The 26,493-nt window shown below is 66.3% G+C and carries 24 protein-coding genes, 1 tRNA gene, 1 pseudogene and 1 riboswitch; of the genes and pseudogenes, 13 read left to right on the forward strand and 13 right to left on the reverse strand.

The window, feature by feature from the left end:
• Positions 1 to 82: 82 nt before the first annotated feature.
• The gene (locus ACM6LU_RS22935; RefSeq protein WP_414939789.1) at positions 83 to 676 is read right to left on the reverse strand and encodes a PadR family transcriptional regulator; all 594 of its coding nucleotides are present in this window, start codon (positions 674 to 676) and stop codon (positions 83 to 85) included.
• A gap of 62 nt (positions 677 to 738) precedes the next feature.
• On the opposite strand from ACM6LU_RS22935, the gene metG reads away from it, so the two are divergent.
• The 3 genes from metG (at position 739) to ACM6LU_RS22950 (ending at position 5,166) form a co-directional block, all read left to right on the forward strand.
• Positions 739 to 2,532: a methionine--tRNA ligase gene (gene metG / locus ACM6LU_RS22940; RefSeq protein WP_414939791.1), complete on the forward strand. Its 1,794-nt coding sequence runs from the start codon at positions 739 to 741 to the stop codon at positions 2,530 to 2,532.
• A 7-nt stretch (positions 2,533 to 2,539) separates the two neighbouring features.
• Positions 2,540 to 3,376, forward strand: coding sequence for a TatD family hydrolase (locus ACM6LU_RS22945; RefSeq protein ID WP_414939792.1), 837 nt, complete (start codon positions 2,540 to 2,542; stop codon positions 3,374 to 3,376).
• 413 nt (positions 3,377 to 3,789) lie between these two features.
• Positions 3,790 to 5,166, forward strand: a complete 1,377-nt coding sequence (locus ACM6LU_RS22950) for a transglycosylase family protein (protein ID WP_414939905.1) — start codon at positions 3,790 to 3,792, stop codon at positions 5,164 to 5,166.
• A 69-nt stretch (positions 5,167 to 5,235) separates the two neighbouring features.
• Here the strand turns inward: ACM6LU_RS22950 and ACM6LU_RS22955 are convergent, their stop codons facing one another.
• On the reverse strand, positions 5,236 to 6,249 hold the full coding sequence (locus tag ACM6LU_RS22955) for a DUF222 domain-containing protein (RefSeq protein WP_414939793.1): 1,014 nt from the start codon (positions 6,247 to 6,249) through the stop codon (positions 5,236 to 5,238).
• A 248-nt stretch (positions 6,250 to 6,497) separates the two neighbouring features.
• On the opposite strand from ACM6LU_RS22955, the gene rsmA reads away from it, so the two are divergent.
• The 5 genes from rsmA (at position 6,498) to ACM6LU_RS22980 (ending at position 13,562) form a co-directional block, all read left to right on the forward strand.
• Positions 6,498 to 7,334: a 16S rRNA (adenine(1518)-N(6)/adenine(1519)-N(6))-dimethyltransferase RsmA gene (rsmA, locus tag ACM6LU_RS22960; protein ID WP_414939794.1), complete on the forward strand. Its 837-nt coding sequence runs from the start codon at positions 6,498 to 6,500 to the stop codon at positions 7,332 to 7,334.
• A gap of 244 nt (positions 7,335 to 7,578) precedes the next feature.
• Positions 7,579 to 7,669, forward strand: a riboswitch (SAM riboswitch).
• 210 nt (positions 7,670 to 7,879) lie between these two features.
• A complete protein-coding gene (locus ACM6LU_RS22965) occupies positions 7,880 to 8,890 on the forward strand; it encodes a methionine ABC transporter ATP-binding protein (RefSeq protein WP_414939795.1) in 1,011 nt (336 codons plus the stop codon).
• A 122-nt stretch (positions 8,891 to 9,012) separates the two neighbouring features.
• Positions 9,013 to 9,978 (forward strand): 4-(cytidine 5'-diphospho)-2-C-methyl-D-erythritol kinase, encoded by a 966-nt coding sequence (locus tag ACM6LU_RS22970; protein WP_414939796.1) that lies wholly within the window; start codon positions 9,013 to 9,015, stop codon positions 9,976 to 9,978.
• Between the two features lie 67 nt (positions 9,979 to 10,045).
• Positions 10,046 to 11,818: an ATP-binding cassette domain-containing protein gene (locus tag ACM6LU_RS22975; protein WP_414939797.1), complete on the forward strand. Its 1,773-nt coding sequence runs from the start codon at positions 10,046 to 10,048 to the stop codon at positions 11,816 to 11,818.
• A 52-nt stretch (positions 11,819 to 11,870) separates the two neighbouring features.
• On the forward strand, positions 11,871 to 13,562 hold the full coding sequence (locus ACM6LU_RS22980; RefSeq protein WP_414939798.1) for a fatty acyl-AMP ligase: 1,692 nt from the start codon (positions 11,871 to 11,873) through the stop codon (positions 13,560 to 13,562).
• A gap of 59 nt (positions 13,563 to 13,621) precedes the next feature.
• Here the strand turns inward: ACM6LU_RS22980 and ACM6LU_RS22985 are convergent, their stop codons facing one another.
• The 4 genes from ACM6LU_RS22985 to ACM6LU_RS23000 form a co-directional block, all read right to left on the reverse strand.
• Positions 13,622 to 13,951, reverse strand: coding sequence for a DivIVA domain-containing protein (locus ACM6LU_RS22985; protein ID WP_414939799.1), 330 nt, complete (start codon positions 13,949 to 13,951; stop codon positions 13,622 to 13,624).
• Positions 13,951 to 14,310: a DivIVA domain-containing protein gene (locus ACM6LU_RS22990; protein ID WP_414939800.1), complete on the reverse strand. Its 360-nt coding sequence runs from the start codon at positions 14,308 to 14,310 to the stop codon at positions 13,951 to 13,953. The genes ACM6LU_RS22985 and ACM6LU_RS22990 overlap by 1 nt, the downstream gene beginning before the upstream one ends.
• A 157-nt stretch (positions 14,311 to 14,467) precedes the next feature.
• Positions 14,468 to 15,064: an aminoacyl-tRNA hydrolase gene (pth, locus tag ACM6LU_RS22995; protein ID WP_414939801.1), complete on the reverse strand. Its 597-nt coding sequence runs from the start codon at positions 15,062 to 15,064 to the stop codon at positions 14,468 to 14,470.
• A gap of 10 nt (positions 15,065 to 15,074) precedes the next feature.
• Entirely contained in the window at positions 15,075 to 15,686 is a 612-nt protein-coding gene (locus ACM6LU_RS23000) for a 50S ribosomal protein L25/general stress protein Ctc (RefSeq protein ID WP_414939802.1), read from the reverse strand.
• 340 nt (positions 15,687 to 16,026) lie between these two features.
• Here ACM6LU_RS23000 and ACM6LU_RS23005 point away from each other — a divergent pair, with 340 nt between their 5' ends.
• Together ACM6LU_RS23005 and ACM6LU_RS23010 are read left to right on the forward strand one after the other, a co-directional pair.
• Positions 16,027 to 17,148, forward strand: coding sequence for a hypothetical protein (locus ACM6LU_RS23005; RefSeq protein ID WP_414939803.1), 1,122 nt, complete (start codon positions 16,027 to 16,029; stop codon positions 17,146 to 17,148).
• Positions 17,149 to 17,242: 94 nt separating this feature from the next.
• Positions 17,243 to 17,860, forward strand: a complete 618-nt coding sequence (locus tag ACM6LU_RS23010) for an NAD(P)-dependent oxidoreductase (protein WP_414939804.1) — start codon at positions 17,243 to 17,245, stop codon at positions 17,858 to 17,860.
• Here ACM6LU_RS23010 and ACM6LU_RS23015 read toward each other — a convergent pair.
• The 5 genes from ACM6LU_RS23015 to ACM6LU_RS23035 all read right to left on the reverse strand — a co-directional run bounded on the left by ACM6LU_RS23015 (position 17,854) and on the right by ACM6LU_RS23035 (position 23,225).
• The gene (locus ACM6LU_RS23015; RefSeq protein WP_414939906.1) at positions 17,854 to 18,723 is read right to left on the reverse strand and encodes a TIGR03621 family F420-dependent LLM class oxidoreductase; all 870 of its coding nucleotides are present in this window, start codon (positions 18,721 to 18,723) and stop codon (positions 17,854 to 17,856) included. The two genes, ACM6LU_RS23010 and ACM6LU_RS23015, sit on opposite strands and share 7 nt — an antisense overlap.
• A gap of 129 nt (positions 18,724 to 18,852) precedes the next feature.
• Positions 18,853 to 19,833: a ribose-phosphate diphosphokinase gene (locus tag ACM6LU_RS23020; protein WP_414939805.1), complete on the reverse strand. Its 981-nt coding sequence runs from the start codon at positions 19,831 to 19,833 to the stop codon at positions 18,853 to 18,855.
• Positions 19,830 to 21,317, reverse strand: a complete 1,488-nt coding sequence (glmU, locus tag ACM6LU_RS23025; RefSeq protein ID WP_414939806.1) for a bifunctional UDP-N-acetylglucosamine diphosphorylase/glucosamine-1-phosphate N-acetyltransferase GlmU — start codon at positions 21,315 to 21,317, stop codon at positions 19,830 to 19,832. The genes ACM6LU_RS23020 and glmU overlap by 4 nt, the downstream gene beginning before the upstream one ends.
• A gap of 44 nt (positions 21,318 to 21,361) precedes the next feature.
• Positions 21,362 to 23,110, reverse strand: a complete 1,749-nt coding sequence (locus ACM6LU_RS23030; RefSeq protein ID WP_414939807.1) for a diguanylate cyclase domain-containing protein — start codon at positions 23,108 to 23,110, stop codon at positions 21,362 to 21,364.
• A gap of 43 nt (positions 23,111 to 23,153) precedes the next feature.
• Positions 23,154 to 23,225 (reverse strand) — tRNA-Gln (locus ACM6LU_RS23035).
• A gap of 174 nt (positions 23,226 to 23,399) precedes the next feature.
• Here ACM6LU_RS23035 and ACM6LU_RS23040 point away from each other — a divergent pair.
• Together ACM6LU_RS23040 and ACM6LU_RS23045 are read left to right on the forward strand one after the other, a co-directional pair.
• Positions 23,400 to 24,350, forward strand: a complete 951-nt coding sequence (locus ACM6LU_RS23040; RefSeq protein ID WP_414939808.1) for an acyl-CoA desaturase — start codon at positions 23,400 to 23,402, stop codon at positions 24,348 to 24,350.
• Positions 24,351 to 24,448: 98 nt separating this feature from the next.
• Positions 24,449 to 25,042: a TetR family transcriptional regulator gene (locus ACM6LU_RS23045; RefSeq protein ID WP_414939907.1), complete on the forward strand. Its 594-nt coding sequence runs from the start codon at positions 24,449 to 24,451 to the stop codon at positions 25,040 to 25,042.
• Positions 25,043 to 25,384: 342 nt separating this feature from the next.
• On the opposite strand, the gene ACM6LU_RS23050 is transcribed toward ACM6LU_RS23045, so the two are convergent.
• Entirely contained in the window at positions 25,385 to 25,777 is a 393-nt protein-coding gene (locus ACM6LU_RS23050; protein ID WP_414939809.1) for an NUDIX hydrolase, read from the reverse strand.
• Positions 25,778 to 25,780: 3 nt separating this feature from the next.
• Positions 25,781 to 26,302, reverse strand: coding sequence for an isochorismatase family protein (locus tag ACM6LU_RS23055; protein ID WP_414939810.1), 522 nt, complete (start codon positions 26,300 to 26,302; stop codon positions 25,781 to 25,783).
• 12 nt (positions 26,303 to 26,314) lie between these two features.
• On the opposite strand from ACM6LU_RS23055, the pseudogene ACM6LU_RS23060 reads away from it, so the two are divergent.
• Positions 26,315 to 26,488, forward strand: a pseudogene (locus tag ACM6LU_RS23060) (3-oxoacyl-ACP reductase); the annotation flags it as partial.
• Positions 26,489 to 26,493: the final 5 nt, after the last annotated feature.

Genomic DNA, 26,493 nt, shown 5'->3' on the forward strand with positions numbered 1-26,493 from the left:
CCCTTTCCGATGCCCAGCTAGTCAAATTTGACTAGCCGACGGACGCACTGTGCCTTAGGTGTCGGCTCATAGTCAAATTTGATTACTTGGGCGGTGCGCCGAACACGGCCTTGTCGTCGCCTTCGCCCGCCATCACGTACTCGCCCGCTTCGAGACGGCCGATCAGGTCCCTCATCCAGGTCACGTTCGCTTCCGCGTGCACGCTCCACAGGCGATACAGCTCGCTGACGTGCGGTGGTTTCCCCAAGTCGATCGCGTGCTCACGGGCGTAGTGGGTCGACTGAGCGTGCGCTTCCATATTCGCCAGCTGCTGTTTCAGCAAGGCCAGCACCTGGACGCGAGGCAGCGTCGGCATGAACGTGACCGCCGCCGACAGCGTGTACCCGGTCGCGTCGTCGCTCGACAACGCCCTGCCAAGGTGCACGAGGAACTCGGTCTCTCCGTCGTCGGTCACTTTGTACGCGATCCGATCGGGCCCGCCGCCCGCTTCGATGTCCTCGACTTGTTCCAGGAGGCCTTCGGCGGTCATCTTCTTCAACGCGTGATAGATCGACCCCGGCTGGACATTGCCCCACTTGTCGGCCGCCCACGAGAGAAGCTCGCGCCGGACCTGGTAGCCGTGTGCCTTCCCGTACATGCGCACGACACCCAGTACCAGCAGACGCGTGGCGGACACCGAGACCTCCGATCCTCTCCCGAACAACAATGCCTTAGACGACGTCCGTAGGCTAAACAAGCATGAGCACCCCAGTGTTGACTGCGGTGGCCTGGCCCTACGCCAACGGCCCCCGCCACATCGGCCACGTGTCCGGATTCGGCGTCCCGTCCGACGTCTTCTCCCGCTACCAGCGAATGGCCGGCAACCGGGTGCTCATGGTGTCCGGGACCGACGAACACGGCACCCCGATCACCGTCCAGGCGGACAAGGAAGGCCTGACCTCCCAGCAGACGGCGGACAAGTACACCCGTCAGATCGGCCAAGACCTGCAAGGACTCGGTCTCACCTACGACCTCTTCACCCGCACCACCACGGGTAACCACGCCGACGTCACGCAGCAGATCTTTCTCGCGCTGCACCGCAACGGCTACGTCGTTCCCAAGACCACACGGGGCGCGATCAGCCCTTCGACCGGCCGCACCCTGCCCGACCGCTACATCGAGGGCACGTGCCCGATCTGCGGCTACGACGGTGCGCGCGGTGACCAGTGCGACAACTGCGGCAACCAGCTCGACGCCGGGGAGCTGATCAACCCGAAGTCGCGGATCAACGGTGAAACGCCGAAGTTCGTCGAGACCGAGCACTACTTCCTCGACCTGACCGCGTTCGTCGACACGCTGGGCAAATGGCTGTCCAGCAAGACCGACTGGCGCCCGAACGTCCTCAACTTCACCAAGAACCTGATCGACGACATGCGCCCTCGGCCGATCACCCGCGACCTCGACTGGGGCGTGAAGATCCCGCTCGACGGCTGGCGCGACCAGCCGATGAAGCGCTTCTATGTCTGGTTCGACGCGGTCATCGGCTACTTCTCCGCGAGCGTCGAATGGGCACGCCGTTCCGGCGACCCGGACGCCTGGCAGGAGTGGTGGAGCAACCCGGACGCCCGCTCCTATTACTTCATGGGCAAGGACAACATCACCTTCCACGCCCAGATCTGGCCCGCCTTGCTCTTCGGTCACAACGGCGAGGGCGACCGCGGTGGAGCGCCGGGCAAGTACGGCAAGCTGCACCTGCCCGACGAGATCGTCTCCAGCGAGTTCCTCACGATGAGTGGCTCGAAGTTCTCGACCTCGCGCGGCACGGTCATCTACGTCCACGACTTCCTGCGCGACTTCGGTCCGGACGCCCTGCGGTACTTCATCTCGGTCGCGGGCCCCGAGACCCAGGACACCGACTTCACCTGGGACGAGTTCGTCCGCCGGACCAACTTCGAGCTGGCCAACGAATGGGGCAACCTCGTCAACCGGTCCATCTCGATGGCCCACAAGAACGTCGGCGCCATTCCGCGTCCGGACGCCCCCACCGCGGTCGACGAGGAGTTAAAGGAGCTCTCCCGCAAGGCATTCGACACCGCCGGCGCCCACCTTCAGCGGTCGCGGTTCAAGGCGGCGGCGAGTGAGGCCATGCGCGTCGTGACCGCCGCGAACCGGTACCTCTCGGATCAGGAGCCCTGGAAGCTCAAGGACGATCCCGCTCGCCGTGACAGTGTCCTGCACACCGCGCTTCAGGTCGTCTCAGACGCCAACACGCTGCTGACTCCCTTCCTGCCCCACTCGGCTCAGAAGGTGTACGAAGCACTCGGCGGTTCCGGTGTCTGGGCGGCCCAGCCCGAACTGCGGGAAGTCGAGGACCTCGACATCCCCGGCCGGATCAACCCCATCATCACCGGGGACTACAAGACCGAGCAGGCGCGCTGGAAGTCCGTGCCGATCGAGGTCGGCAAGCCGCTGGAGAAGCCGACCCCGTTGTTCGCCAAACTGGACCCGGAGCTCGGCGAGACCGGGCCCGAATGGGCACCGATCTCGAAGTGATCAGCTGATGGCTGCGGAGAAGAAGGAGCTACCACCGATCCCGGACAGGTTGCCGGTTTCGGTGGTGGACGCGCATACCCACCTCGACGCGTGCGGCGCGGTCACCGCGGCTGATGTGACAGCCATGGTCGATCGCGCCGAACGCGCCGGTGTTTCGCGGGTGATCACCGTCGCGGACGATCTCGCGGCCGCCCGCTGGGCCGCGCAAGCGTCCACTTGGGACCCTCGCGTTTGGGCCGCCGTCGCGATCCATCCCACGCGTACCAAGGATTTCGGCGAGGCCGAGAAATCCGAAGTGGAGAGTCTCGCGAAAGAGTCCAGAGTGGTCGCGGTCGGTGAGACCGGCCTCGACTACTACTGGGATTACTCGCCCCATGACGCTCAGCAGGACGCCTTTCGGTGGCACATCGATCTCGCCAAGCGGATCGGCAAGCCGCTGATGATCCATGATCGAGAGGCTCACGACGACGTCCTTCGGATCCTTGAGGAAGAGGGGGCGCCCGAGCAAGTCGTCTTCCACTGTTTCTCGGGGGATGAAAAGGTCGCTCGCCGCTGCATCGATGCTGGATACGTGCTTTCGTTCGCCGGCACGGTCAGTTTTCGCAACGCCCGAGGCCTCCATGAGGCGGCACGGATCGTTCCGGCGGACCAGTACCTCGTCGAAACGGACGCGCCGTTTCTGACCCCCCATCCGTTCCGTGGACGACCGAACGAGCCCTACTGCGCCGCCTACACCGTTCGTCACCTGGCCTCGTTCAGGGGCGAGGCGGTGCACGAGGTGGCCGAATCGGTACGAGTGACCGCTGAGCGGGTCTTCCGTTTGCCGACAGTCACCCCCAGTTGAACGGATTGCAACATTAGTGATCAGCAATGGGCCACTCTGATGAGTGACCAACGTCACGACACTCCGAGGGGTGTTTGCGCAACCCGACGAGGTTCGTTACTGTCCCGTGATCGTGCCGGTCGGTATCCGCTCATGCGGTTTCCGGCTGTTACGCCCACAGTCACGTCAGTGCACGTCGGGGAAGCGGAACCAGGAGCGGTACAGCCTGGAACTGTGACGATGGCGCTGGCTGCGGGTGTCGGACTTCTAGAGGTGTGCCGAAGTGCGCATCGAGACGAAGGACGTTGTGGAGCAGTAGTCGAGCTCCTTGACGTCTTGGGAAAGGGAACGACCCAGTGACTGGTAGCAGTAGGCAGGATGCCTCGCGCCTCGGCGCGGAGACGAACACCTTCGCTTCCGCCGGTTCGGTTGCCGTGCTCGACCGCGACACTCACTACGGCGAGCTGGACTACTCTGATGACCCGCGCATCACGCACCAGGACATCCTGGCCGCGCTCGGTCCCGACGCCGACACCTTGATGGCCGAGATCGACGTCGACGTCGACGAGCTGATCCGCCTCATCAGCGCCGAGACCACCATGCTGCCGCCGATCGTCATTCCGGACGAAGTGGCCGAGGACCGCACCGCGGGCGCGCCGATGAAGGCCGCGACCAAGGACGAGGTCATCTCGAGCGCGACCCGCGTCTGGAAGAAGCGGTTCCTCAAGGGAACCGTCATGGCGGTACTGCTCACCCTCGGCGGTGGCGGCGCGGCCGCGATCGCGATGAACAAGAGCGTCACGCTCGACATCGATGGTCAGCAGCAGACCGTTCACAGTTTCGGCGACACGGTCGGCGAAGTCCTTGAAGACGCCGGTCTTTCGGTCGGCGCGCACGACTCTCTCTCGCCCTCGCCTCAGGCCGCGGTGGGCGACGGCGGCGTCATCAAGCTGGAGCGTGGCCGCAAGCTCAATCTGGTCGTCGATGGCGTATCGCAGGAATCCTGGGTTCGCGCGACCAACCTCAGCGAAGCCCTGAACCAGCTCGGCCGTTCCGATCTCGCGAAGTCCGGTACCTGGACTTCGATGCCGCAGAACGGTGAACTTCCGCTCGAGGGCGCCACCGTCGAGGTCAAGACCCTCAAGAACGTCACCGTCTATGACGGCGCGAACGAACCGCGCAAGGTTCAAACCAACTCGGTCACCACCAAGGAATTCCTCGGTGAGCTGCGGATGACCCTCGGCCCGGACGATGAGGCCATCGGTGGTCTCGACGTCAAGCTGGTCGACGGTGCCGAGGTCCACGTCAGCCGGACCGGCGTCACCATGGTCAAACAGAACGAGGAAATCGCACCGCCCGAACAGAAGGTCGACGACCCGGAGCTCGAAAAGGGCAAGACCAAGGTCGAAGACCCGGGTACCCCGGGCCAGAAGACCGTGACCTACAAGGTCACCAAGCGCAATGGCAAAGAGGTCGGCCGCGAGAAGGTCTCGGAAGAGGTCATCACCGAGGCCAAGCCTAAGATCGTCAAGGTCGGTACGAAGAAGCCCGCCGATCCGGTCATCGGTGACGCCGGCGCCTGGGACCGCATCGCGCAGTGCGAGTCGACCGGTAACTGGGCCGCCAACACCGGCAACGGCTACTACGGTGGCCTGCAGTTCAACAAGAGCACCTGGGATGCCTACGGTGGCTCGCAGTACGCCGCTTACCCGCACCAGGCCAGCAAGGCCCAGCAGATCGCTGTCGCTGAGAAGCTCCGCGACAGCCGCGGTGGCTACGGCGCCTGGCCGCACTGTGGCAAGAAGGCCTGACCGCCAGATCGTTCTCCCTCCCCCCTGAAGGTCATCGTGTGGGTTTTCTAACTGCCCACAAGGTGGCCTTCAGGCCGTCTTGGGCAGCTGAGGCTGTGTAGCGCCGAATCTCGGCCGCCGTGACCACCAGCGCGGAGACCTTAGGTGGGTCGCGGCCCTAGATCGTTCAGCGGCGGTCTCTGCTCGCACGCTGCTGTCGTCGCGGTGCTGGCTTTGCTGGCTCTCATTCCGTGTTTGGCCGGTCGTGGGTTGGTCCGTCGGCTTCTCGGTGGGCTTCGCGGGCTGCGGCCGCTCAGCGACCGGCTCCTGCCTCTGCCGAGGCAAAGGGATATCCGGGCCGGCTTCCGCAACGCCGACGATTTCTGTGAAAGCGTCGCCGCGTCTCTCCGCCGGAGTGCGGGTGTCGGCTTCTCCGTTCGGGACCGGATGCGCGAGTGGGACTAGAAGCGCGTTCAGGCGGGCGCCTGTCTCGGGATCGAGGTCGCCGCGCATGTCCCAACGGCCAGTGCGTTTCTGACGCAACCAGAACTCGCTTCGCCGGGTCTTCGGGTTGGGGTCCTCGGTGTCGTTCCCATCTGGGTTGAGACGTGCGAGCACGTCGGTTCCAGCCATCGTCACGTCGCGCGGTCTCGCGACGCTGGCGAGATCGACCAGGTCCCTCTCGGCGTCGAGTCGGACGTTCGCGGCGATGTGCTCTGGGAGTCTCCGCAGAACCGTGACGATTCGGTCGATGCTGCCCTCGGCCAATGCGCCTGTGACGGCCGCGGCTCCGGTCAAAGGCGCGACGGGTGGAGTCGAGGTCCCGTCGCGCGCGCGTCTCGAGTTGAGTGCGAGTGCTCGAGCCGTCACCTTCTTCGCTTCGGCTCGGGGAACCCGGGCCACGTGCTCGTAGAAGACGGCGATCGAGTTGTATCCGAAGAGGTCTCGGACACCGCGTGACTCGATCTCGGCCAGGATCTGGCCGACTTCGGCGACCAGGCGTCGCCCTTCGCGTAGCCGTGTCTGCAACTCGTCGAGAAGCAGATCGGCGTCACCTTCCGGCAGATTCAGCGGGAAGGCCTTGGGAATGTTTGTGCTGGTCATCCCTCGATTGTCGAGGTTGAGTCGAACGAATGCACGGTATCGATCGGGTGCACGTTGATCACGCTCCGGCGATGTGAACCTGCACCGATCACCCTGGCGTATGACACGGGTCAGCTGGGAGAATCCGTGAGGATGGCGCGAGCGAGTTGCGGCCAAGCGGAGGCTGGCGCTGTCCTCGGGGCCGACTGGGGCTGGGGTGGTCGTCCACCGGCCAATCGCGGCTTACGAAGGCTGGCTACGATCGTCGAGTGACTGAATTGCTCGGGCCTGCGGAGATCAGGGCGCTGGCGGCCGAGCTGGACGTACGGCCGACCAAGAAGCTCGGCCAGAATTTCGTGCACGATCCCAACACGGTGCGCCGGATCGTCGACATTTCGGCAGTCGGCGAAGGTGACGTCGTGCTGGAAGTCGGGCCGGGGCTTGGCTCGCTGACACTCGGGCTGCTCGCGACCGGTGCCGAGGTCGTCGCGGTCGAAATAGACCCCGTACTGGCCGGGCGGCTCCCGAACACCGTGGCCGAACGCGGTGGGGCCGAAAGGCTGACGGTTGTCGGAGCGGACGCTCTACGGATCACGGTGGACGACCTGCCTCAACGGCCGACGGCGCTCGTCGCGAATCTGCCGTACAACGTCGCCGTTCCTGTTGTGCTGCATCTGCTCGCCGAGCTGCCCTCGTTGACCAGTGGTCTCGTAATGGTCCAGACCGAAGTCGCCGACCGGATGGCGGCCGGCCCTGGCAGTCGGACTTACGGAGTGCCCAGCGTCAAGCTCGCGTGGTACGGGAAGACACGTAAGGTCGCCGCGGTACCTCGCTCGGTGTTCTGGCCTGTTCCGAACGTGGATTCAGCCCTCGTCGCTTTCGAGCGAGGCGAAGTGGTGTCGTCCGTGGAGAGGAAGCGGCTGTTCGCCGTGGTCGATGCCGCTTTCTCGCAGCGGCGAAAAACGCTGCGGGCGGCTTTGGCGTCATGGGCCGGTTCCGCCGAACGTGCGGGGGAGTTGCTCGAAAAGGCGGGTATCGACCCCAAGACCCGCGGTGAACAGTTGGATGTTCACCAGTTCGCCCGTATCGCGGCAGCGACTGACTGATCGCCGTCGCAGGTGTGACCGGCGCCGCGCGGGCGAGTCTCGGCTGAGGTCAGCACGACAGCGTAAATCCTCTTCTCGATCCGTCTGGTCCAACCTGTCTTAGCAGGCAGCGGCCTGACGCGATCCTGAGACCTCAGCCGTGGTCTCAGGATGCGGACAGCAAATCCTGTATTATGGACACGACCAGACGTGTGATCTGCGCCTACGCGCTTGCTTTCATCTAGTGGGATCGGTTTTACTCAGTGAGCCATCCCGAGCGACTGAGAGACCTGGCTCGCCGAAGTCGCAGCAACCACCCTCAACAGGGCAGGTGCTACCGCCAGGACCGATGGAGGCTGTGCCTAATGAACAGGGTCACCCACCCGCTCCTGCTGACCAGGCGACGCGTCGTCGATGAAGGTCGCCGCACGGTAAGTGCGTGTCGACGCTCCACCGTTACTGCCTGAGTCTTTCCCTTACCTCTGAAGCCCGTCCGTTCTGGACGGTCACTCGGTGACGGTTGGCGCGCTCGAAAGAAGCAGCGCCCCCTTTGCATGGAGCCCTTCGTGATCACTGTCGAAAACCTGTCCAAGTCCTTTCCCCTCAACGGAAATCCCGTCGTCGCCCTGCGCGATGTCAGCGTGGACATCCAAGCAGGCTCGTTGTTCGGAGTCGTCGGTCCGGCCGGCTCCGGCAAGTCGACCCTCGCTCGTTGCATCGGACTTCAGGAGCGCCCGGACCGGGGCGTGGTCCGCCTCGACGGCCTGAACACCGGGACCCTTGACGGCCGCCGCCTGCGGGAGATCCGTCGGCAGGTCGGTGTCGTGAGCACCAAGCCGGAGTTGCTCGCCGAGCGCACCATCGCCGGCAACATCGCGTCGCCGCTCGAACAGCTCGGCCTCGACGGGCCGCAGCGCCGTAACCGGGTCGGCAACCTGCTCGATCTGGTCGGACTCACCCCGCGAGCGGGGCAGCGGCCGGGTGATCTGACCGAGGGGCAGCTGCGCCGAGTGGCCATCGCCAAGGCTCTGGCAGCCGGGCCGTCCGTGCTCTTGGCTGACGACCCGACCGCCGGTGTGCAGCCCGAAGAGTCCGGCGCGGTCCTGACCGTGCTCGACCGCGCGCGCGCCGAGCTCGGAGTCACCGTGCTGCTCACCACTCCTGATGCCGGTGTGGTCCGCCGTGTCTGCGACGACGTCGCGGTTCTTGAGGCTGGGGCGATCATCGAACGTGGAACCGTGCTCGACCTGGTCTCCGACCCGACCAGCCGGACCGCGCAGGCGCTGCTGCCCTCGATCGAGACCGGACGGGCGCAGACGTCGAAGTACGACCGCGCGGTGGACGTCGTGCTTGTCGGTTTCGCATCGGTCGGTGCGCTGCTGCCTGAGGCCGCCGGTCGCTTCGACGTCGAACTCGCCACCATCGGGGGCGGCCTGACCCGGATCGGCGACACGCCGGTCGGCAGGTTCCGTCTCGGTGTGCGCGGTGAGCGCGCGGATGCCGCGCTCGCCTGGATCGCCGAACGCGGTGGCCACGTGACCCACCCGGTCCGCGGGCCGCAGGGCGTCGCTGCCTGACTCCTCCACGACCGGGCCGCTCAGGACGAAATCCGTCCAGGGCGGCCCTTTCGTGTCTGACTCGTCCTGTTCTCTTTTCTCCTGGTGGCAGCACAAGTGGAGCGGCCACGTAGGCTTGACTCGTGCTCGCCGTCGTACCGCCCCCAGTAACCGTCAGGGTTCCCGCCAAGGTCAACCTGCACCTGTCGGTCGGTGACGTACGCCCGGACGGCTACCACGAGCTGGTGACCGTTTTCCAGGCGCTTTCTCTCACTGACGAGGTGACCGTGGCGGTCACCGAGGACCCGGGCGTCGAGGTCTATGGCGAAGGAGAAGGTTCCGTACCGACCGGGGCCAACAACCTCGCGTGGAAGGCGGCGCAGGCGCTGGCGGCCCACGTCGGCAAGGCCGACGGCGAGTCCAAGGTCCGAGTGGTGCTTCGCAAAGGCATCCCCGTAGCCGGCGGGATGGCCGGGGGCAGCGCTGACGCGGCCGCGACCCTGGTGGGGCTCGCGTCACTTTGGAAGCTCGACATCTCCCGAGACGAACTGGCGGGTATCGCCGCCAAGCTCGGGAGCGATGTTCCTTTCGCCCTTTACGGTGGGACAGCGTTGGGTACCGGCCGAGGCGAGCAACTGGTGCCGGTGTTGTCGAGGCACACGTTCCATTGGGTTCTGGCGTTCGATCAGCGTGGTCTTTCGACCCCTCGGGTGTTCGGAGAACTGGACAGGTTGCGTGAAGAGGGCAGTCCGCCTCGGATCGGTTCGCATACTCCGGTGGTCGAGGCGCTGGCGTCCGGTGACCCGCGGCAGCTGGCACTGCTTCTCGGCAATGACCTGCAGGCGGCCGCCGTCTCGTTGCGTCCCGGGCTGCGTCGCACGTTGCGGGCGGGAGTCAACGCGGGTGCGCTCGCCGGCACCGTGTCCGGGTCTGGGCCGACCTGCGCTTTTCTGTGCGCGGATGCCCAGTCTGCAGTCGAGGTCGCCGCGGAGCTGTCCGGTGCGGGGGTCTGTCGCACGGTGCGTGTCGCACACGGGCCGGTTCCCGGCGCCAAGCTGGTAGGCGGAGACGATGCGCCGCGGCCGGCTCCGCCTCGAGTACACGCGTGAGGATGTCCGAAATGGACGTCGACTAATTCGTTGTGGTGCAAGCTTTTTGGAAAGGATCGGCTGAGGCATGGCCAACTTGGTCAACCTGGAGTCGGTGAGCAAGTCCTTCGGGGTGCGCCCGCTGCTCGACGGTGTTTCGCTCGGCGTTGCGGAGGGGCAGCGCATTGGCGTCGTCGGTCTCAACGGGGGCGGGAAGACGACGCTGCTGGAGGTCCTCGCGGGGATCAGCGAGCCGGATACGGGACGGGTGAGTCAAGTCCGTGGCTTGCGGATGGCCGTGGTCACCCAGCGAACCGAACTCCCGGTCGGCAGCACAGTCGGAGACGTCGTGCTGGAGCGCTACGGCGCCGAACATGAGTGGGCCGCTGACGCGCGGGTCAGGTCCATTATGGATGGTCTGGGGATCACTGCTCTCGGTGTCGAAACGTCGACGGCGAACCTGTCCGGTGGCGAACGCCGCCGTGTCGCATTGGCGGCGGCTCTCACCGGTGAACTCGACCTCGTGGTCCTCGACGAGCCTACCAACCATCTCGACGTCGAAGGTGTGCGCTGGCTCGCGGATCACCTGCTCAACCGCAGGATCGCGGTCGTGGTCGTCACCCACGACCGGTGGTTCCTCGACACGGTCGCGAGCGTGACCTGGGAGGTCTCCAACGGTCGCGTCGAGCAGTACGAAGGTGGGTACGCGGACTGGATCTTCGCCCGGGCCGAGCGGGCGAGGCTCGCGGCGACGGCCGAGGAGAAGCGGCAGAACCTGGCCCGCAAGGAGCTCGCGTGGCTGCGTCGCGGTCCGCAGGCCAGGACTTCGAAGCCGCGCTACCGCGTCGAGGCGGCGGAGGCACTGATCTCCGACGTGCCGGAGCCACGTGATTCAGTCGAGCTGCAGGCGTTCGCCCGCCGACGGCTGGGGAAAACCGTGCTGGAGGTCGAGGACGCAACTTTGACCGTCGGTGACCGCACTCTGCTCGATCACGTCACCTGGCGGATCGGGCCAGGCGATCGGATCGGCCTGGTCGGCGTCAACGGATCCGGCAAGACGACGCTGCTGAAGCTGCTCGACGGGGACAAAGAGCCCGAGACGGGGCGCCGTATCCAGGGGAAGACGGTCAGCCTCGCGCACCTACGGCAGGAGCTCGACGATCTGCCGGGTGATCTGCGCGTCCTGCAGGCGATCGAAGAGGTCTCCGGAAGGGTCGTATTCGGCAAACAGGAGCTCTCCGCGTCGCAGCTGGCCGAAAAGCTGGGGTTCCCCGCGTCCAGGCAGTGGACTCCGGTCGAAGACCTTTCCGGTGGTGAGCGGCGCCGCCTGCAGCTGTGCCGGCTTCTGATGGCCGAGCCCAACGTGCTGCTGCTCGACGAACCGACGAACGATCTCGATATCGACACTTTGCAGCAGCTGGAAGACCTGCTCGATTCGTGGCCGGGCAGCCTCGTCGTCGTTTCGCACGACCGGTACCTGGTGGAACGCGTTTGCGACACGATCGTCGCCTTGTTCGGGGACGGACACGTGACCCACCTCCCGGGCGGCATCGAGGAGTACCTCGACCGGCGGGTCAAGAGCCTGGAGCAGGCCGGTGCCGACCGGAAGTCGGGCAGCGGGCAGTCCTCCGAGCTCAAGAAGAGTGCCGCGGAGCAGCGGGCGGCACAGAAGGAACTGTCCCGCCTCGAGCGCAAGCTCGACCAGTTGCACGCCAAGGAAAAGAAGCTGCACGCGGCGCTGCTCGTGGCGGCGACCGACCCGACGAAGCTCATCGAGTTGAACACTGAACTGAAAGCCGTTGAAACGGAGAAGGAGGAGGTCGAGGCCCAGTGGCTCGAGACCTCCGAAGCGATCGAGTGAGTTCACTCGACGGCGAGCGGGTGTTCCAAGGGCGGACAGTACTGTGACGCGCATGAGTCGGTTCGTGGACACGCTCGTCGCCACCGCGGCGGGGCGAGGTCAGCAGCGAGGAATGGTCACGGGGGAGCCCAAGGAGCCGGTTCGGCGGACCTGGGCTGAGATTCACGAGCAGGCGAAGCGGGTCGCCGGGGGCCTGGTGCTCGCCGGGCTCGAGTCCGGCAAGGCGGTGGCGGTCCTGGCGGCGGCGCCGTCGCTGATCGCGCCGACGGTGCAGGCGGTGTGGCTCGCCGGTGGCAGCGTGACGATGCTGCACCAGCCCACCCAGCGCACCGACCTCGCCGAGTGGGCCGAGGACACCGTTCGCGTGCTGCGGATGATCGGGTCCGATCTGGTCCTGCTCGGTGAGCCGTTCGACCAGCTGGCGCCGGTGCTCACCGAGCACGGCATCGCCTTCCAGGTGATCACTGAGTTGCTCGAGGCCGAACCGCTGGCGGAGCCAGTTCCGACGGGCGAATCCGACACGGCGCTCCTACAGCTGACCAGTGGGTCGACGGCCGATCCGAAGGCCGTTCAGATCACCTACGGAAACCTGTATTCGAACGTCAAGGCGATGGTCGATCGCGCCGAGTTCGACTTTGACGTCGATGTGATGGTTTCGTGGTTGCCCACCTTCCACGACATGGGGATGGTCGGTTTCCTGACGGTCCCGATGACGTTCGGTGTCGAACTCGTCAAGATCACGCCGCTCGAGTTTTTGTCGGGCCCGTTGATCTGGCCGCAGCTGATCAGCAAGTACAACGGCACGACCACGGCCGCGCCGAACTTCGCCTACGCGATCGTGGGCAGGCGGATGGCTCGGGAAGAGGACGACAACACTTACGACCTCTCGAAGCTTCGGATCGCGCTGAACGGCGCCGAGCCGATCGATGAAACAGCGGTGCAGACCTTCGTCGAGGCGGGAGCGCGGTTCAAGATGCCTGCCGAATGCGTCTTTCCGGCGTATGGCATGGCGGAGGCGACTCTTGCGGTTTCGTTTGCTCCGCTGTTCACCGGACTGACGCTGGACGTCGTCGAAGCCGAGGCGCTAGAGGCGGACAACCGTGCGGTGCCGGTGCCCGAGGATGACCCGAGGCGCGGCACCGACGACGTCCGTTCCTTCGCGGTGCTCGGGCCGCCCCTCGACGGGCTCGAGGCCGAGATCGTCGATGACAAGGGCACTGTGCTCGGCGAGCGCCAGGTCGGAGAAATCCGTCTGCGCGGCGAGGCCGTGACGCCGGGGTACCTGACCATGGAGGGTCCGGTCGCGACACAGGACGAGAGCGGCTGGCTGCTCACCGGTGACCTCGGCTACCTGATCGACGGCATGATCGTGATCTGCGGTCGTCGTAAGGACGTCATCATCATGGGTGGCCGGAACCTGTACCCGACCGATATCGAACGGGCGGCGATGTCGGTCGAGGGGGTTCGAGCTGGGAACGCCGTGGCCGTGCGGATCGACGCGGGTAGCCGCCGGGAGCGGTTCGCCGTCGTCGTCGAATCGAAACTCGCCGGGGATCCGGACACCGAGAAGGCGTTGGCGAAGGAAGTCGCGGCCAAGGTGCGCGACGCGGTCGACATGCGGCCCTTCGCGGTTGTGGTGCTTCCGGCGGGAAGTCTGCCCAAGACACCGTCGGGCAAGGTGAAGCGGGCCGCGACCGCCACCCAGTTCGCGAACAAGATCGCCAAGAACGCGGCGACCACCTGACACGGGAGCGTCGGACTCGCGAGGATCGCGGGCCGGCCCTCTCGCCGTGTTTCCGTGGGTCAGCGGCGTCGCCAGAGCGGCCTGCGGGTGTGAGTGTGTTCCAAAGCCGGCGCAATGTAGTAGCCGGCGGACTGGGAACGCCCGGCCAGTGTGCCTTCGACGTCACGGAGGAACGCGTCAACGGCTGCTGGGTCGTAGCCTCGTTTCGAGAGCGGTGCTTTGGCGAACGCCACGTTGTGGACGTCCGAAACCGACAGGTCGTCGTCGCCGTCGAGCGTGGCGGCGACCCGTTCGAGGAAGGCATCGACCGCGGGTTCGTGATAGCCCCGGGCGCCGATCGGCGCCCGGTCGAACTGCCGGGTTCTCGCCTCGAACGAGGTGACGGGCACTAGCGTTCCCGCAGGAAATCGACGAGGCCGCGGTCCGGAACGGCGCGTTCGGCGGTCGCCTGGTTCTCCTCACGCACGCCGGGCACACCGAGTACCTGCTGGCCGGTCCGCTGGGCGAGTTGCCCTTCGATCTTGTCGAGGAAATCGTCGACTTCGCGTTCGTCGTAGCCGCGCTTCCCGATCAGTGGACGCGAGAACATGACGTGGTGGACCTCGGCCGCCGTCAGGTCGTCCCGGTCCGAGATCGTGTTTGCGATCCGCTCCAGGAACTTGTCGACCTCGTGTTTGGCGTATCCGCGCCGCCCGATCGGGGCGTTCGGAAAAGTGGCGCCGGTGATGTCTTCGGCCGTAAACGACATGAAACTCTCTCCGGTTTCGGTGGGAATGTGATCTCCGCATTCCGTCCTAACGGGTTTGAGAGTTCCCCGGAAGAGCTCGCGCTATTTCACGACTCGATCAGGGGCGTGGTGAACGCCTTCGAGTGACGAGTTGTAACACACCGCCATGTGATCGGGTTCACCCAGCGTGGAAGGTGTTCTGGGCTGCGACGAGACCGGTGCTGATCAGCGCTTCAACGGCGTCGGCGCAGCGATCGACCTCGAAAGCGAGTTCTTTGCGTTCGACCGTCGAGAAGTCCTTCAGCACGAAATCCGCCGGATCCTGCCGTCCTGGAGGGCGGCCGACGCCGAAACGGACGCGGTAGTAGTCCTTCGTGCCCAGGGATTTGGTGATCGAGCGGAGGCCGTTGTGGCCGTTGTCACCGCCACCCAGCTTCATCTTGAGCGCGCCGAAGTCGACGTCCAGCTCGTCGTGGACGACCACGACACCGGCCGGGGGGATCTTGTAGAACCGGGCCACGCCGACGACAGGGCCGCCCGAAAGGTTCATGTACGAGCGCGGCTTCGCCAGGACCACCCGCTGCCCGGCGAGCCTGCCTTCGAGGACCTCGGCGCCGCTTTTGTGGGCTTTGAACCTGCCGCCGACACGGCCGGCGAGTTCGTCGAGCACCATGAAGCCGACGTTGTGCCTGTTGCCAGCGTATTGAGGGCCGGGATTGCCGAGGCCGGCGAGCAGGATCTGCTCGCTGGCCCCGGGAAGTACTGCTTCGGTCACGCGAGTGACTTTATTCGGCGTCCTCGGCGGGGGTGGTCTCCGCCTCGGCGTCGGCGTCTTCGCCCTCGAGCGCGGATTCGGACGGCGACTCGTTCACGGCGACGACCAGGGCATCAGGGTCGGTGACCAGGGAGGCGCCCTTCGGCAGGATGACGTCCGAAGCGTTGATCTGGGTGCCGGCGACGACGCCCTCGACCGAGACCTCGACCTGCTCGGGGATGTGCAGTGCCTCGACCTCGATCTGGATGGCGTCGAGGTCGGTGGTGACCAGGGTGCCCGGGCCGGGGGTGCCGGTGACGACGACGGGGATGTCGACGGTGACCTTCTCGCCGCGAATGACGACCAGCAGGTCGACGTGCTCGATGTAGTTCTTCAGCGGGTGGACGACGATGGTCTTCGTCAGCGCCAGCTCACTCTTGCCCTCGAGCTCGAGGGTGATGACGGCGTTGCCGCCGTTCTCACGCACGACGCGGGCGAACTCGAGGGCGGGCAGGGCGTAGTGGCGCGGGTCCGAGCCGTGCCCGTACAGCACCGCGGGGATCTTGCCGGCGCGACGCGTGCGGCGCGCGGCACCCTTGCCGAATTCGGTGCGGGGCTCAACGGATAGGCGTACCTCGGACACGGTGTAGCACTCCTTCAATTCACCAACATGTTCAGCGAAATCATGCTGAGGTGGGGATGGTTCGGGTCGGTTCTGGTGTTCGGCGGCGAGTTCCACGGGCGTGCTCGATCGCGTGTGGCCACTCAAGCCGCCGCGTCGATCACGTCGGGCACCAGGTGCTCACGGAACCCGCCTCGCCGAGACCGGGAAAGTGTAGACCAACCTGTCGTGCCGGGGTCCCGCCGGGTGGCTCGTTCAGGTGACAAGTCGGTGACAGCTGCTTTGGGAACCCGCGGATGCGGTGGTGCGTGACCCCTTTCCTAAGGTGTGATCTCTTCGCACGCGAGACACAGGGGGCGGAATGCCGGCACGACGGTTGAGGATCGGCGCGGTCGCCTTCTTGTGCTGCTTCGTGGCCGGTTGTGACGTCGCGATCGACGGGGCCGCGGGGATCTCGCCCGCCGAGCAGCAGCGGGTCGACCGGCGCGCCGAGCAGCGTGGCGCTGTGGAGAGCGCGTTGAAGGCGCTGGAGCAGGCACCCGCGGTTGTCTATAAGTCGACAATCAAGGATGCTTCGGGTAAACCCGCCGAATTGCTGTTTCGCATCACCCGCAACGGCAGCGCACACGGCGCGCTGCCGGTCGACGGCCAGACCGTCCAGGTCGTCTCGGCCGACAAGCAGTTGTACCTCGCGGCGACGCCGGAGTACTGGAAGGCGCACGGGCTCGGCAACAGTGACCAGTACGGCACCAACTGGGTCCGGACCGACAGCACGGACCTGCCGGTGAACGCCGTCGAGGTGCTCAACCCGCGCAAGGCGGCGTCGACACTCCGGACCGCGGTGTCCGCGATGAAACCGCTGACCGATCCGGTTCGGTCGAAGTTGCCCGACGGAACCGAGGTCTATGACATCCGGAGTGGGCCTGGGGCGCTCCAGGTGACCACCGCGGCGCCGCATCGCGTGGTCAGTTTCGCGCCTTCCCTCGTCGACGCCGCCGGCGGCAAGACGCTCGGTGCCGAGATGCGGGTCGAGCCGCTCGCCGGGGACGCGCTCAAAAAGCTCCAGACCGATCTGGACGGCGCGATCGGCGGGGTCGGGCAACCGTTCGACGCGCTCACCCAGGTCAGCGTCAGCGTGGTCAACGACAAACTGGACTGTACGGACTTCGTCGGAAGCTGCCGGGCGACCATCGACGTCGCCAACACCGTCATCGGCGGCGTGAGCGGGACACCCGTGCGCCTGACACTGACCGTCGAGTTCACCGCCCAGTCCCTCGGGGGGCAGACCTGCACGGCGGACGCCAACGCGGCACCGGACACCACGACGAGCATGACCTGTGAGGTCAAGTTCAGACTGCCGAATCGGAACGCCAGCTACCAGGTCCAGGCGAAACCGTCGGCCCGCGGTGAGGTCCGGGCTCCCGTCGACGTCAACGGTGCCCGTGAAAAGCTCAAGTCCGAGTTCGCCACGCTGGGCGGCTGACCTGCACGCTCACCCCGGGGTGCGTTGCATACGTTGAAGTAGCCGATCTCGCGTTCTTAACATCGGGGTCGTCACCGATGAAAGGGAGAACGTGATGGCGAAATTGGTTGTGTTCGGAGGAACCGGGTACGCGGGCACGAAGGTCGTCGCGGAAGCACGCGATCGCGGTCACGAGGTCCTGGCGATAGCGAGGAACGCAGAAGGTGAGGGGACCAGGGCCGGATCGCTGTACGACGAGGCCTTCCTCGCCGAAGTCGCCAAGGGCGCCGACGTGCTGGTCATCGCGGTCCAGGGGCAGAGTGGCCTGCTCGAGGCGGTGCCCTCGATCGCTCAGGTCGCGAAGGACAACGGCGCGCGGATCGGGGTGGTCGGCGGGGCGGGCAGTCTGTACGTGACCGAGGGCGGGCCCCGGCTGATCGACACCCCCGAGTTCCCGGACGAGTACAAGGGCGAAGCGGGGGCACACGTCGAGGTGCTGGAAGCGTTCCGGGCGCTTCCCGAGGATGTCGAATGGTTCTACCTCAGCCCGGCCCCCGAGTTCGGCGCGTGGACCGAGGGAGAGCGCATCGGCGACTTCCGACTCGGGAGCGATGTGATCCTGAACGATGAAAACGGCAGGTCGAAGATCAGCGGTGCCGACTACGCGATCGCGTTCGTCGACGAGATCGACAAGCCAGAGCACCGCCGCCAGCGCTTCTGCGTCGCTTACTGACCTGACAGTTCCTTCACGACCGGCGCGAACGTTTCCAGCATCGGCTCGAACACCGTGATGTAGGAGAAGCCGTACCGTTCGCGACGTTCCTGGAGCTGCCGGACGATCTCGTCGACCGTCCCGAACAGCAATTGGGGCGTTTCGAGCAGGGCGTCCACGTCGAGACCGTCCTCGTCGTCGACACGCCAGGATTCGGCGGCCGCGCGCCGGTCGGCCGTGACGACGACTCGCTGGACGAGCATGTTCAGTTCGGGATCCCGGCCGTTCGTGTGTGAGCGAAAGTAGGCGACACGTTCGTCCATGCGCTCGGCGTCGTCGAGTTGGAAGGTGCCCGGTGGTTTTCCTGGTGCTTGACGAAGACCCGCGAAGCCGGCGATGTCGGCGTGACGGGCGGCGAGAGAGAGCACGCCGTCGCTGTTGCCCGCGAGGAGCAGCGGCGGGGGCGTGATCCCCTCGTTGTCGAAGTGCTCACGCAGGTGGTCGAGGCTCTTGGTGAGATACTCGATGCGCTCCTTGGCGGGAACCCACGGCAGGCCGGCACTGTCGAATTCCGATTTCATGTGGCCGGAGCCGAGGCCAAGGTCCAGCCGGTCATCGGTCATCTTCACCGTTGTGGCGACTTCGCGTGCGAAGAGCGCGAAGTTGTAAAAAGACACGTTGGAGACGAGAGTGCCTACGCGCGGCCGTTGGGTCACTGCGGCAGCCATGGTCAAGGCTGGAAAAGGCGCGTTCCGTCCCGGCCCGAGGTGATCGGGCACGGAGATGACGTCGTATCCGAGGGCCTCGACGCGGAGGCACTTCGCGACCCAATCTTCGCGGTTCTCGGCGCCCCACAGGTTCACGCCGAACTTAAATTTCCCCATGGACGGCAACCTAGTCACGCCGGGAGGTCCGGCGCGCGTCGTTTCGCGAGGAGCTGAAAACGAAGCACGGGACCTTTGCTCTCACTCTCCGGAAGAGAGCGGGAGCAAAGGTCCCTCGCTTCGATGGGATCAGGCGTTGCCGTCGAAGAGGGACGTGACCGACCCGTCCTCGAAGACCTGCTGGATCGCCTGCGCCAGCAGCGGCGCGATGGACAGCACGGTCAGGCCCGGGAACCGCTTCTCCTCGGGGATCGGCAGCGTGTTGGTGACGATCACCTCGCGCGCCTTGCAGTTCGACAGCCGCTCGGTGGCGGGGTCGGACAGGATGCCGTGCGTCGAGGCGATGACGACGTCGGCGGCGCCTTCGTCGAGCAGGGCCTCGGTGGCCTTCACGATCGTGCCGCCGGTGTCGATCATGTCGTCGATCAACACGCACAGCTGACCGCGGACCTTGCCGACGACGCGGTTGGCGACGGCCTGGTTCGGCTTGTCCGGGTCGCGGGTCTTGTGGATGAAGGCGATCGGCCGATCACCCAGCTGCGCCGCCCACTTCTCGGCGAGCCGCACGCGGCCCGAGTCCGGCGAGACGACGGTGATGTTCTCGCCGTGGTAGGTCTTGTTGATGTGCGCGGCAAGCACGTTCTGCGCGAGCAGGTGGTCGACGGGGCCGTCGAAGAAGCCCTGGATCTGTGCGGTGTGCAGGTCGACCGTCATGATCCGGTCGGTGCCCGCGGTCTTGAACAGGTCCGCGATCAGGCGCGCGGAGATCGGCTCGCGGCCCTTGTGCTTCTTGTCCTGCCGCGCGTACGGGTAGAACGGCATGATCACGGTGATCCGCTTGGCGCTCGCCCGCTTGAGGGCGTCCACCATGATCAGTTGCTCCATCACCCATTCGTTGATGGGCGCCGGGTGGCTCTGGATCACGAACGCGTCGGTCCCGCGCACCGATTCGTTGAACCGGACGAAGATCTCGCCGTTGGCGAAGTTGTGCGCGGTCTGCGGGACGACCGTCACGTTGAGGTGCTTGGCGACCTCTGCGGCGAGCTCCGGGTGTGCGCGCCCGGAGAAGAGCATCAGGTTCTTCTTCGGTGTGCCGGACTTCGAACTCATGCTGGCGACTCCCCGTCGTTTCCCTTATCTGAATCGGACACGGCGGTGGTGTCCTGCTTCGCGGCGGAAGCTGCTTCCGCCGCGGGTGTGCCCGGCCTGCGCCGGGTCACCCAGTCTTCGATGTTGCGCTGCGGCCCGGTGGAGACGGCGAGCGCGCCCGGGGGCACGTCTTGCCTGATCACGGTGCCTGCCCCGCTGTAGGCACCGTCGCCGATGGTCACCGGGGCGACAAACGTGTTGTCCGCGCCGAGCCGCACATGGGAGCCGATCGTGGTGTGGTGCTTGTTCACGCCGTCGTAATTGACGAAAACGCTGGAACAACCGATGTTGCTGTTTTCGCCGATGGTCGCGTCGCCGACGTAGGTCAGGTGCGGAACCTTCGTCCCGGCGCCGATGTCCGCCTTCTTCGTTTCGACGAAGGCGCCCAGCTTGGCCTTGGTCCCCAGTTTGGTGCCGGGACGCAGGTAGGTGAACGGGCCGACCTTGACGCCATCGCCCAGTTCCGAATCGGAACCGTGCGTTCGCACCACCGACGCGCCCGTGCCGACGGAGACGTTCTCCAGCGTGCTGTCCGGGCCGATCTGCGCGCCTTCGCCGACCGACGTCGAGCCCTTCAGTTGCACGCCGGGTTCGATGACGACGTCGCGCGACAGGGTCACGCCCGCGTCGATCCACGTGCTCGACGGGTCGACGACGGTGACGCCCGCCCGCTGCCAGCCGCGGACGATGCGCCGGTTCAGTTCGGCGCCGAGAACGGAGAGCTGCACACGGTCGTTGACGCCTTCGGTCACCCAAGGGTCGTCGATGACCAGCGCGCCGACCCCCTTGCCGTCGCCGCGGGCGATGCCGAGGACGTCGGTGAGGTAGAGCTCGCCCTGCGCGTTGTCGGTCGAAAGCTTCGAGAGACCATCGACCAGCACCGAAGCGTCGAAGGCGTAGACGCCGGAGTTGATTTCGGCGATTTCGTGCTGTTCGGGGGTGGCGTCCTTCTGCTCGACGATCGAGGTGACGACACCGTTCTCGTCGCGGATGATCCGGCCGTAACCGGTCGGGTTCTCCACGACCGCGGTCAGCACGGTGACCGCGTTACCGGCCGAGGTGTGCTCCGTGACCAGGGAAGCGAGTGTTTCGGTGTCGAGCAGTGGGACATCGCCGTAGCTGACGACGACGGTGCCGGTCAGTCCGCCCGGCAGTGCCGAGAGCGCGCACGAGACGGCGTGCCCGGTGCCCTTCTGCTCCTCTTGGACGGCCGTGACGACCTCGCGCCCGAGCGCTTCGCCGACCTTCGCCAGCTGCGCGCCGACCGAGTCGCGACCGTGGCCGATGACCACGACCAGGTGTTCCGGGCTCAGCCCCGCCGCCGCCCGGACCGCGTGCTCGACCAGCGGACGGCCGGCGATCGGGTGCAGCACCTTCGGGGTGGACGAACGCATGCGGGTGCCCTCACCCGCGGCGAGGATCAACGTGCTCAGCGGGCCGGTCACGGCACTCCCAACATTTCACCAACGGTGGTTGTCGGGCGTTGATCCTACGTGGGCTGCCCGGCGTCCCACGCGGGGTCGGTCGGAGCATCCTCACCGGGCCATCCGGTCATCGGATCGATGGCCATCGAGTTCACCGACGACACCTGGTTCCCGCCGCCGCGTTTCGCCTGGTACATGGCCGCGTCGGCACGTGCCAGGACCTGCTCGGCCCGCTCCTGCGGGCGGAGTGAGACAAGGCCGACGGAGAGCGTGACACCGTGCGAAAGATGGTGCGGCAAAGATGCGACGGCATTCACAGAACGGCCCAGTGCTTGTTTCGCCGCTGACGCCGGAGCCCCAGGTAGAAGCACGATGAACTCGTCTCCGCCGTATCGGGCGACGACGTCGTCGCCGCGCAGGGCGTCGCGCAGCGTGCTCGCGATGACACGGAGCACGTTGTCGCCTTCGGCGTGCGACTGCTTGTCGTTGACATCCTTGAAACCGTCGAGATCGACCAGCGCGACGGCGAGCGGCTGGGCGTCCGCGGACGACGCCAGCGAACGCAGCTTTTCGTCGAGCGCGCGGCGGTTCGGGAGTCCGGTGAGCGGATCCTGCAAGGCCTGCTGGGTGATCGCGCCGTGCTCGGCGGACAGCCGTTCGTGTTCCCGGCGCGCGTTGAGCGTGGCGATCTGTGATTCCCGCAGCGACCACATCTCCGATTCGAGGATGGTCGCGTAGTCGATCAGGGACTGGCTCGCGCCCGACGCGTAGTCCGGGGTGGTGTCGAGCCTGGCCAGCTCGCGGGCGAGGTTCAGCCGCATCGACGGCAGCGAGCCGTCCTCGTTGTCCTCGCGGACCTCTTTGAGCACCTGCAACGCGTCTTCGCGGCGGCCGGCGTTGTCCAAGCAGCGGGCCAGCGCGATGGCGATGATCTCGCGTTCGTGCGGGAACACCAGTTCCGGATTCAGCAGCGCGTTCAGCCGCTCGATATGAGACGAATCGGGCGACGCCAGCGCGGCCGCCGCGGCGAGCACGCCGACCTGGTCGATCGCGGGCACGTTGGCCTTGCGGGGGAACAGCGACTCGGTGAACGGGCCTTCGGCGGCCTGCGCCATCGACGCGGCGGTGCGGAACTTGTCCGCTCCCTCGTCGTACCGCTCGATGCGTTCGAGCCGCAGGCCCCAGCCCAGCAGCATCTTGACCCGGTTGATCAGCTGGAGCGCGATCTCGTGCGGGCTCGCGCTGTCGCGGATCGCCTGCGCGGCGCGGGCGATGGCCTCTTCGGCCGCCTCGTAGACGCCCAGCTGGTTCAGCACCAGCCAGCAGTCGACCAGAGTGGTGGACAGCATCCTGTCCCAGTTGCGCCTGCCGACCTGGCGGTCCGGGACCGCGGAGTCGTCGAGGATGGCCAGCGCCCTGGCGATCTCGGTGAGGGCGGCGTCCTCCTGCTTGGCGATCACCAGCCGGCGACCGCGCATGGCGTGCGCGTCGGCCCGCATCAGCGCGAGACCGTGCCGTCTGGTGTGCGCGAGCATCTCGTCGAGCCTGGGTTCGGCTTCGGCGGCGAGACCGCGGGTGACCAGCCTGGCCATCGCCGAGTAGCGCAGCAGCTGGGCGACCAGCAGAGGTTCGCCGCGGCGCTGTGTCTCGTCGAGGAGTTCGTCGAGGCTGGTGACGATGTCCAGCTGCTCGGCGAAGCTGACGCGCTGGATGGCCGCGCCGAGTTCGCGCGCGCGACCGTAGAGCCAGGCGTCGGACATCTCCGCAAGCGCCGGCCGCCTGCTACTGGTCGTCGCGTCCTCGGTCAGCCGCACACACCCCCACCGTTGAAAACGCCGCTGGTCATCTGTTCGTCTGCTCCGCCGCCAGGATTCGAACCTGAACTGTCAGAACCAAAATCTGAAGTGCTGCCGATTACACTACGGCGGATCGATCCTGGTCAGGATAGCCATGCCGGAGACCTCCCTGTGCGCCCGGGGGTTGCGTCACAGTCGCGAGCACTCCACAAGGGACGAAACCTCCTGTACCGTAACTTACGGCATCGTAGGTAAGGTCACCCTTAGGGAAACCCTCAAGGGTTGCGCGTAGAAAAGAAGTGACTGCATGACGGCTACCCTCGACCGTTCTCAGAAGCCCGCGAAGGGCCCCAAGCCGGTAATCGACGGACACCGATCGAGCGCCGTGCAGCTCTCGGTCTACCTCGGGGTCATCTTCCCGCTCGCCGCGCTGCTCGTGGCCGTCCCGTTCGCCTGGGGCTGGGGACTGACCTGGGTCGACGTCGGCATCTTCGTGGTGTTCTACGCGATCAGCGGACTCGGTATCACCGTCTCCTACCACCGCTACTTCACGCACGGCTCGTTCAAGGCCAAGCCGTGGCTGCGCGTCGCGATGGCGATCGCCGGCAGCATGGCCGTCCAGGGCCCCGTGATCACCTGGGTCGCCGACCACCGGCGCCACCACGCCTTCTCCGACCGCGACGGCGACCCGCATTCGCCGTGGCTGTTCGGCAGCTCGCCGCTCGCCATCGCCAAGGGGTTCTGGCACGCGCACATGGGCTGGCTGTTCGAGCGCGACCAGACCAACGCGGAGCGTTTCGCGCCCGACCTGGTCAAGGATCCGGCCATCAAGAAGGTCGACGACCTGTTCTGGCTGTGGAGCCTGCTCACCCTGGTCCTGCCCGCGGTGCTCGGCGGCCTGATCACCTGGTCGTTCTGGGGCGCGCTGACCGCGTTCTTCTGGGCCGGGCTGGTGCGCGTCTGCGTGCTGCACCACGTGACCTGGTCGGTCAACTCGGTCTGCCACATGATCGGCGAGCGCCCGTTCGCCGCCCGCGACAAGTCGGCCAACTTCTGGCCGCTGGCGATCTTCTCCTTCGGCGAGTCGTGGCACAACCTGCACCACGCCGACCCGACCTCGGCTCGGCACGGTGTGCAACGCGGTCAGATCGATCTTTCCGCGCGGCTCATTTGGATCTTCGAGAAGTTCGGCTGGGCCTACGACGTGCGCTGGCCGACCCCGCAGCGCCTCGCGCGCATCGCCGCCGACAGCAAATAGCGAGGTCACGTTAGTCTTCTGCAATGGCGGGGAGACGGCGAACCAAACGTGAAGTGGTCACCGGGGCGCGTCCTGTCGCTCCGGTGGCCCGGGTGCGGATGACGGGGACCGAGCGCAGGCAGCAACTTCTCACCGTCGCCAGAGCCCTCTTCGCGGAGAAGGGTTTCGAAGGCACTTCCATCGAGGAGATCGCGCACCGCGCGAACGTCTCCAAACCGGTGGTGTACGAGCACTTCGGCGGCAAAGAAGGCATCTACGCCGTCGTCGTCGACCGTGAAACGCAGCTCCTGCTCGACAGGATGGTCTCGACCCTCCACGGTGGACACCCGAGGGTGATGCTGGAGCAGGCGGCGATCGCTTTGCTCTCCTACGTCGAGGATTCCCGCGACGGTTTCCGCATCCTCGTGCGGGATTCGCCGGTCGCGAGTTCGACGGGCACGTTCTCCACGGTGCTGAACGACATCGCCAGCCAGGTCGAGCACATCCTCGCGCAGCAGTTCGCCGCGCGGGGTTACGACGAGAAGCTGGCCGCGCTGTACGCGCAGGCGCTCGTCGGGATGGTCGCGCTGACCGGGCAGTGGTGGCTCGACGCCAGGAAACCGAAGCGGGACGAGGTCGCCGCGCATCTGGTCAACCTGGCCTGGAACGGTCTGTCCAATTTGGAGCACAAACCGAGGCTGCGCGTGTACTGAGGTGTCAGTCGCGTGGCGGTGACGTTTCCCGGCCGGTGAGCGGTAGGTCCCCCGTAGAGATCGTTCAGCTGGGGGAACATCGTGGAAAACTATCTTGCGCCCGCCGTGCAACCGCTGGTGCCGCGGAAGAGACGTGGCTGAAGCCCGTCATCCGTTTGGGTATCCTCGGCGTCATCGTCCTGGTCGGGGTTTTCGTCGCGGATCCTTTCACGGCGTCGAGCGCCGAAGTCGGCGCCTGTCTCAAGGGTGACGTCAACGACGCGGACAGTATCGAGAACGCCGAATGCGGGGGGCTGCTCCCGGACAAACAGGTGCTGTGCCTGGACGACCTCAAGAAGTGGTTCAGCGCAGGAGGCCGGTCTTCCGCAGGTGGTCGAAGATGATCTTGTCCACCGCGGAGACCCGGTCCCTGTCCGCGTAGCCGAGCCAGGCGACCTCGTCGATTTCGCTGCTGGCCGCGAGCGTTCCGGTGAATTCGGCGGTGTAGCAGGTCATCCGGACCACGACGCCTGCCTTGTGCCCGTCGGCCTGTGCCTCGAAGACCCCGGCGGACGCGATGCTCGCCGCGGTGATCTCGACGGTCAGTTCCTCGCGGACCTCGCGGACGAGTGTTTCCGTATCGGTTTCGCCGGCTTCGCGTTTGCCGCCGGGCAGGTAGAAGACGGACTTGCCGCGTGAGCGGGTGCTCAGGATCCGGCCGTCCCGCAGGTGGAGCCACGCGATCTTGTCGATCACGGCTCAGCCCAGCGCCGCGGCGGTCTCGGCGGTCGTCAGGACTTCGCCCAGCCTCGGGAACACCTTGGTGATCGCCGATTCGTGGGAGATCGCGGCGATACCGGTCATCGCGTCCGAAACGGCGATGGTCTCGTAGCCGTGGTCGGACGCGGCACGCAGTGTCGATTCGACGCCGTACTCCGTGGCGATCCCGCCGAGCACCAGCGTCTTCACGCCGAACCCGCGCAGGATTTCGTCGAGTCCGGTGCCGTAGAACGCGCCCATCGTGTGCTTGGTGATCAGGTGTTCGCCGTCGCGCGGTGTCAACTCGGCGACCAGTTCGCTGCCGGGTGGCTGTTCGTCGACGTCCGGCCGGTGCGCCCGCACGTGGACGATCGGGGAGCCTGCCGCGGTGAAGGCGTCTCGCAGCAGGACGGCGTTCGAGACGACTTCAGCGCCTTCGAGGGGGACTGTCTCCAACGCGACGATCCGCGTCTGGAGGTCGATCAGGACGAGCGCCGTCGTCGCCGGGTCAATCTTCGTCATGGCGGGAGCCTAGTGATCACCGGCGGTGGAGCGGGAATCGGTTACGCGGTCGCGGCGTTCGCCGCTCGGGGCGACCGGGTGACGAACACCGGCCGCCGCGAGCAGGTCCTCACCGAGGCCGCGACGTTGCTCGGCGCGAACCCTGTCCCGTTCGACGCCGCCGACCCGGACGCGGTGGAGCGAGCGCGTAC

Origin of the sequence: Amycolatopsis sp. cmx-11-51 (genome assembly GCF_047608665.1) — a bacterium.
In the GTDB taxonomy this organism is placed as follows: Bacteria; Actinomycetota; Actinomycetes; order Mycobacteriales; family Pseudonocardiaceae; genus Amycolatopsis.

Bases quoted from the DNA above. Each gene is read 5' to 3' on its own strand.
- ACM6LU_RS22975 (WP_414939797.1), top strand. From the start codon at position 10,046: ATGGCCAACTTGGTCAACCTGGAGTCGGTGAGCAAGTCCTTCGGGGTG.
- ACM6LU_RS22945 (WP_414939792.1), top strand. From the start codon at position 2,540: ATGGCTGCGGAGAAGAAGGAGCTACCACCGATCCCGGACAGGTTGCCG.
- ACM6LU_RS23005 (WP_414939803.1), top strand. From the start codon at position 16,027: ATGCCGGCACGACGGTTGAGGATCGGCGCGGTCGCCTTCTTGTGCTGC.
- ACM6LU_RS23020 (WP_414939805.1), bottom strand. From the start codon at position 19,833: ATGAGTTCGAAGTCCGGCACACCGAAGAAGAACCTGATGCTCTTCTCC.
- ACM6LU_RS23010 (WP_414939804.1), top strand. From the start codon at position 17,243: ATGGCGAAATTGGTTGTGTTCGGAGGAACCGGGTACGCGGGCACGAAG.
- ACM6LU_RS23015 (WP_414939906.1), bottom strand. From the start codon at position 18,723: ATGGGGAAATTTAAGTTCGGCGTGAACCTGTGGGGCGCCGAGAACCGC.
- ACM6LU_RS22990 (WP_414939800.1), bottom strand. From the start codon at position 14,310: ATGTCGTTTACGGCCGAAGACATCACCGGCGCCACTTTTCCGAACGCC.
- ACM6LU_RS22980 (WP_414939798.1), top strand. From the start codon at position 11,871: ATGAGTCGGTTCGTGGACACGCTCGTCGCCACCGCGGCGGGGCGAGGT.
- ACM6LU_RS22955 (WP_414939793.1), bottom strand. From the start codon at position 6,249: ATGACCAGCACAAACATTCCCAAGGCCTTCCCGCTGAATCTGCCGGAA.
- ACM6LU_RS23055 (WP_414939810.1), bottom strand. From the start codon at position 26,302: ATGACGAAGATTGACCCGGCGACGACGGCGCTCGTCCTGATCGACCTC.
- metG (WP_414939791.1), top strand. From the start codon at position 739: ATGAGCACCCCAGTGTTGACTGCGGTGGCCTGGCCCTACGCCAACGGC.
- ACM6LU_RS23040 (WP_414939808.1), top strand. From the start codon at position 23,400: ATGACGGCTACCCTCGACCGTTCTCAGAAGCCCGCGAAGGGCCCCAAG.
- ACM6LU_RS23045 (WP_414939907.1), top strand. From the start codon at position 24,449: ATGACGGGGACCGAGCGCAGGCAGCAACTTCTCACCGTCGCCAGAGCC.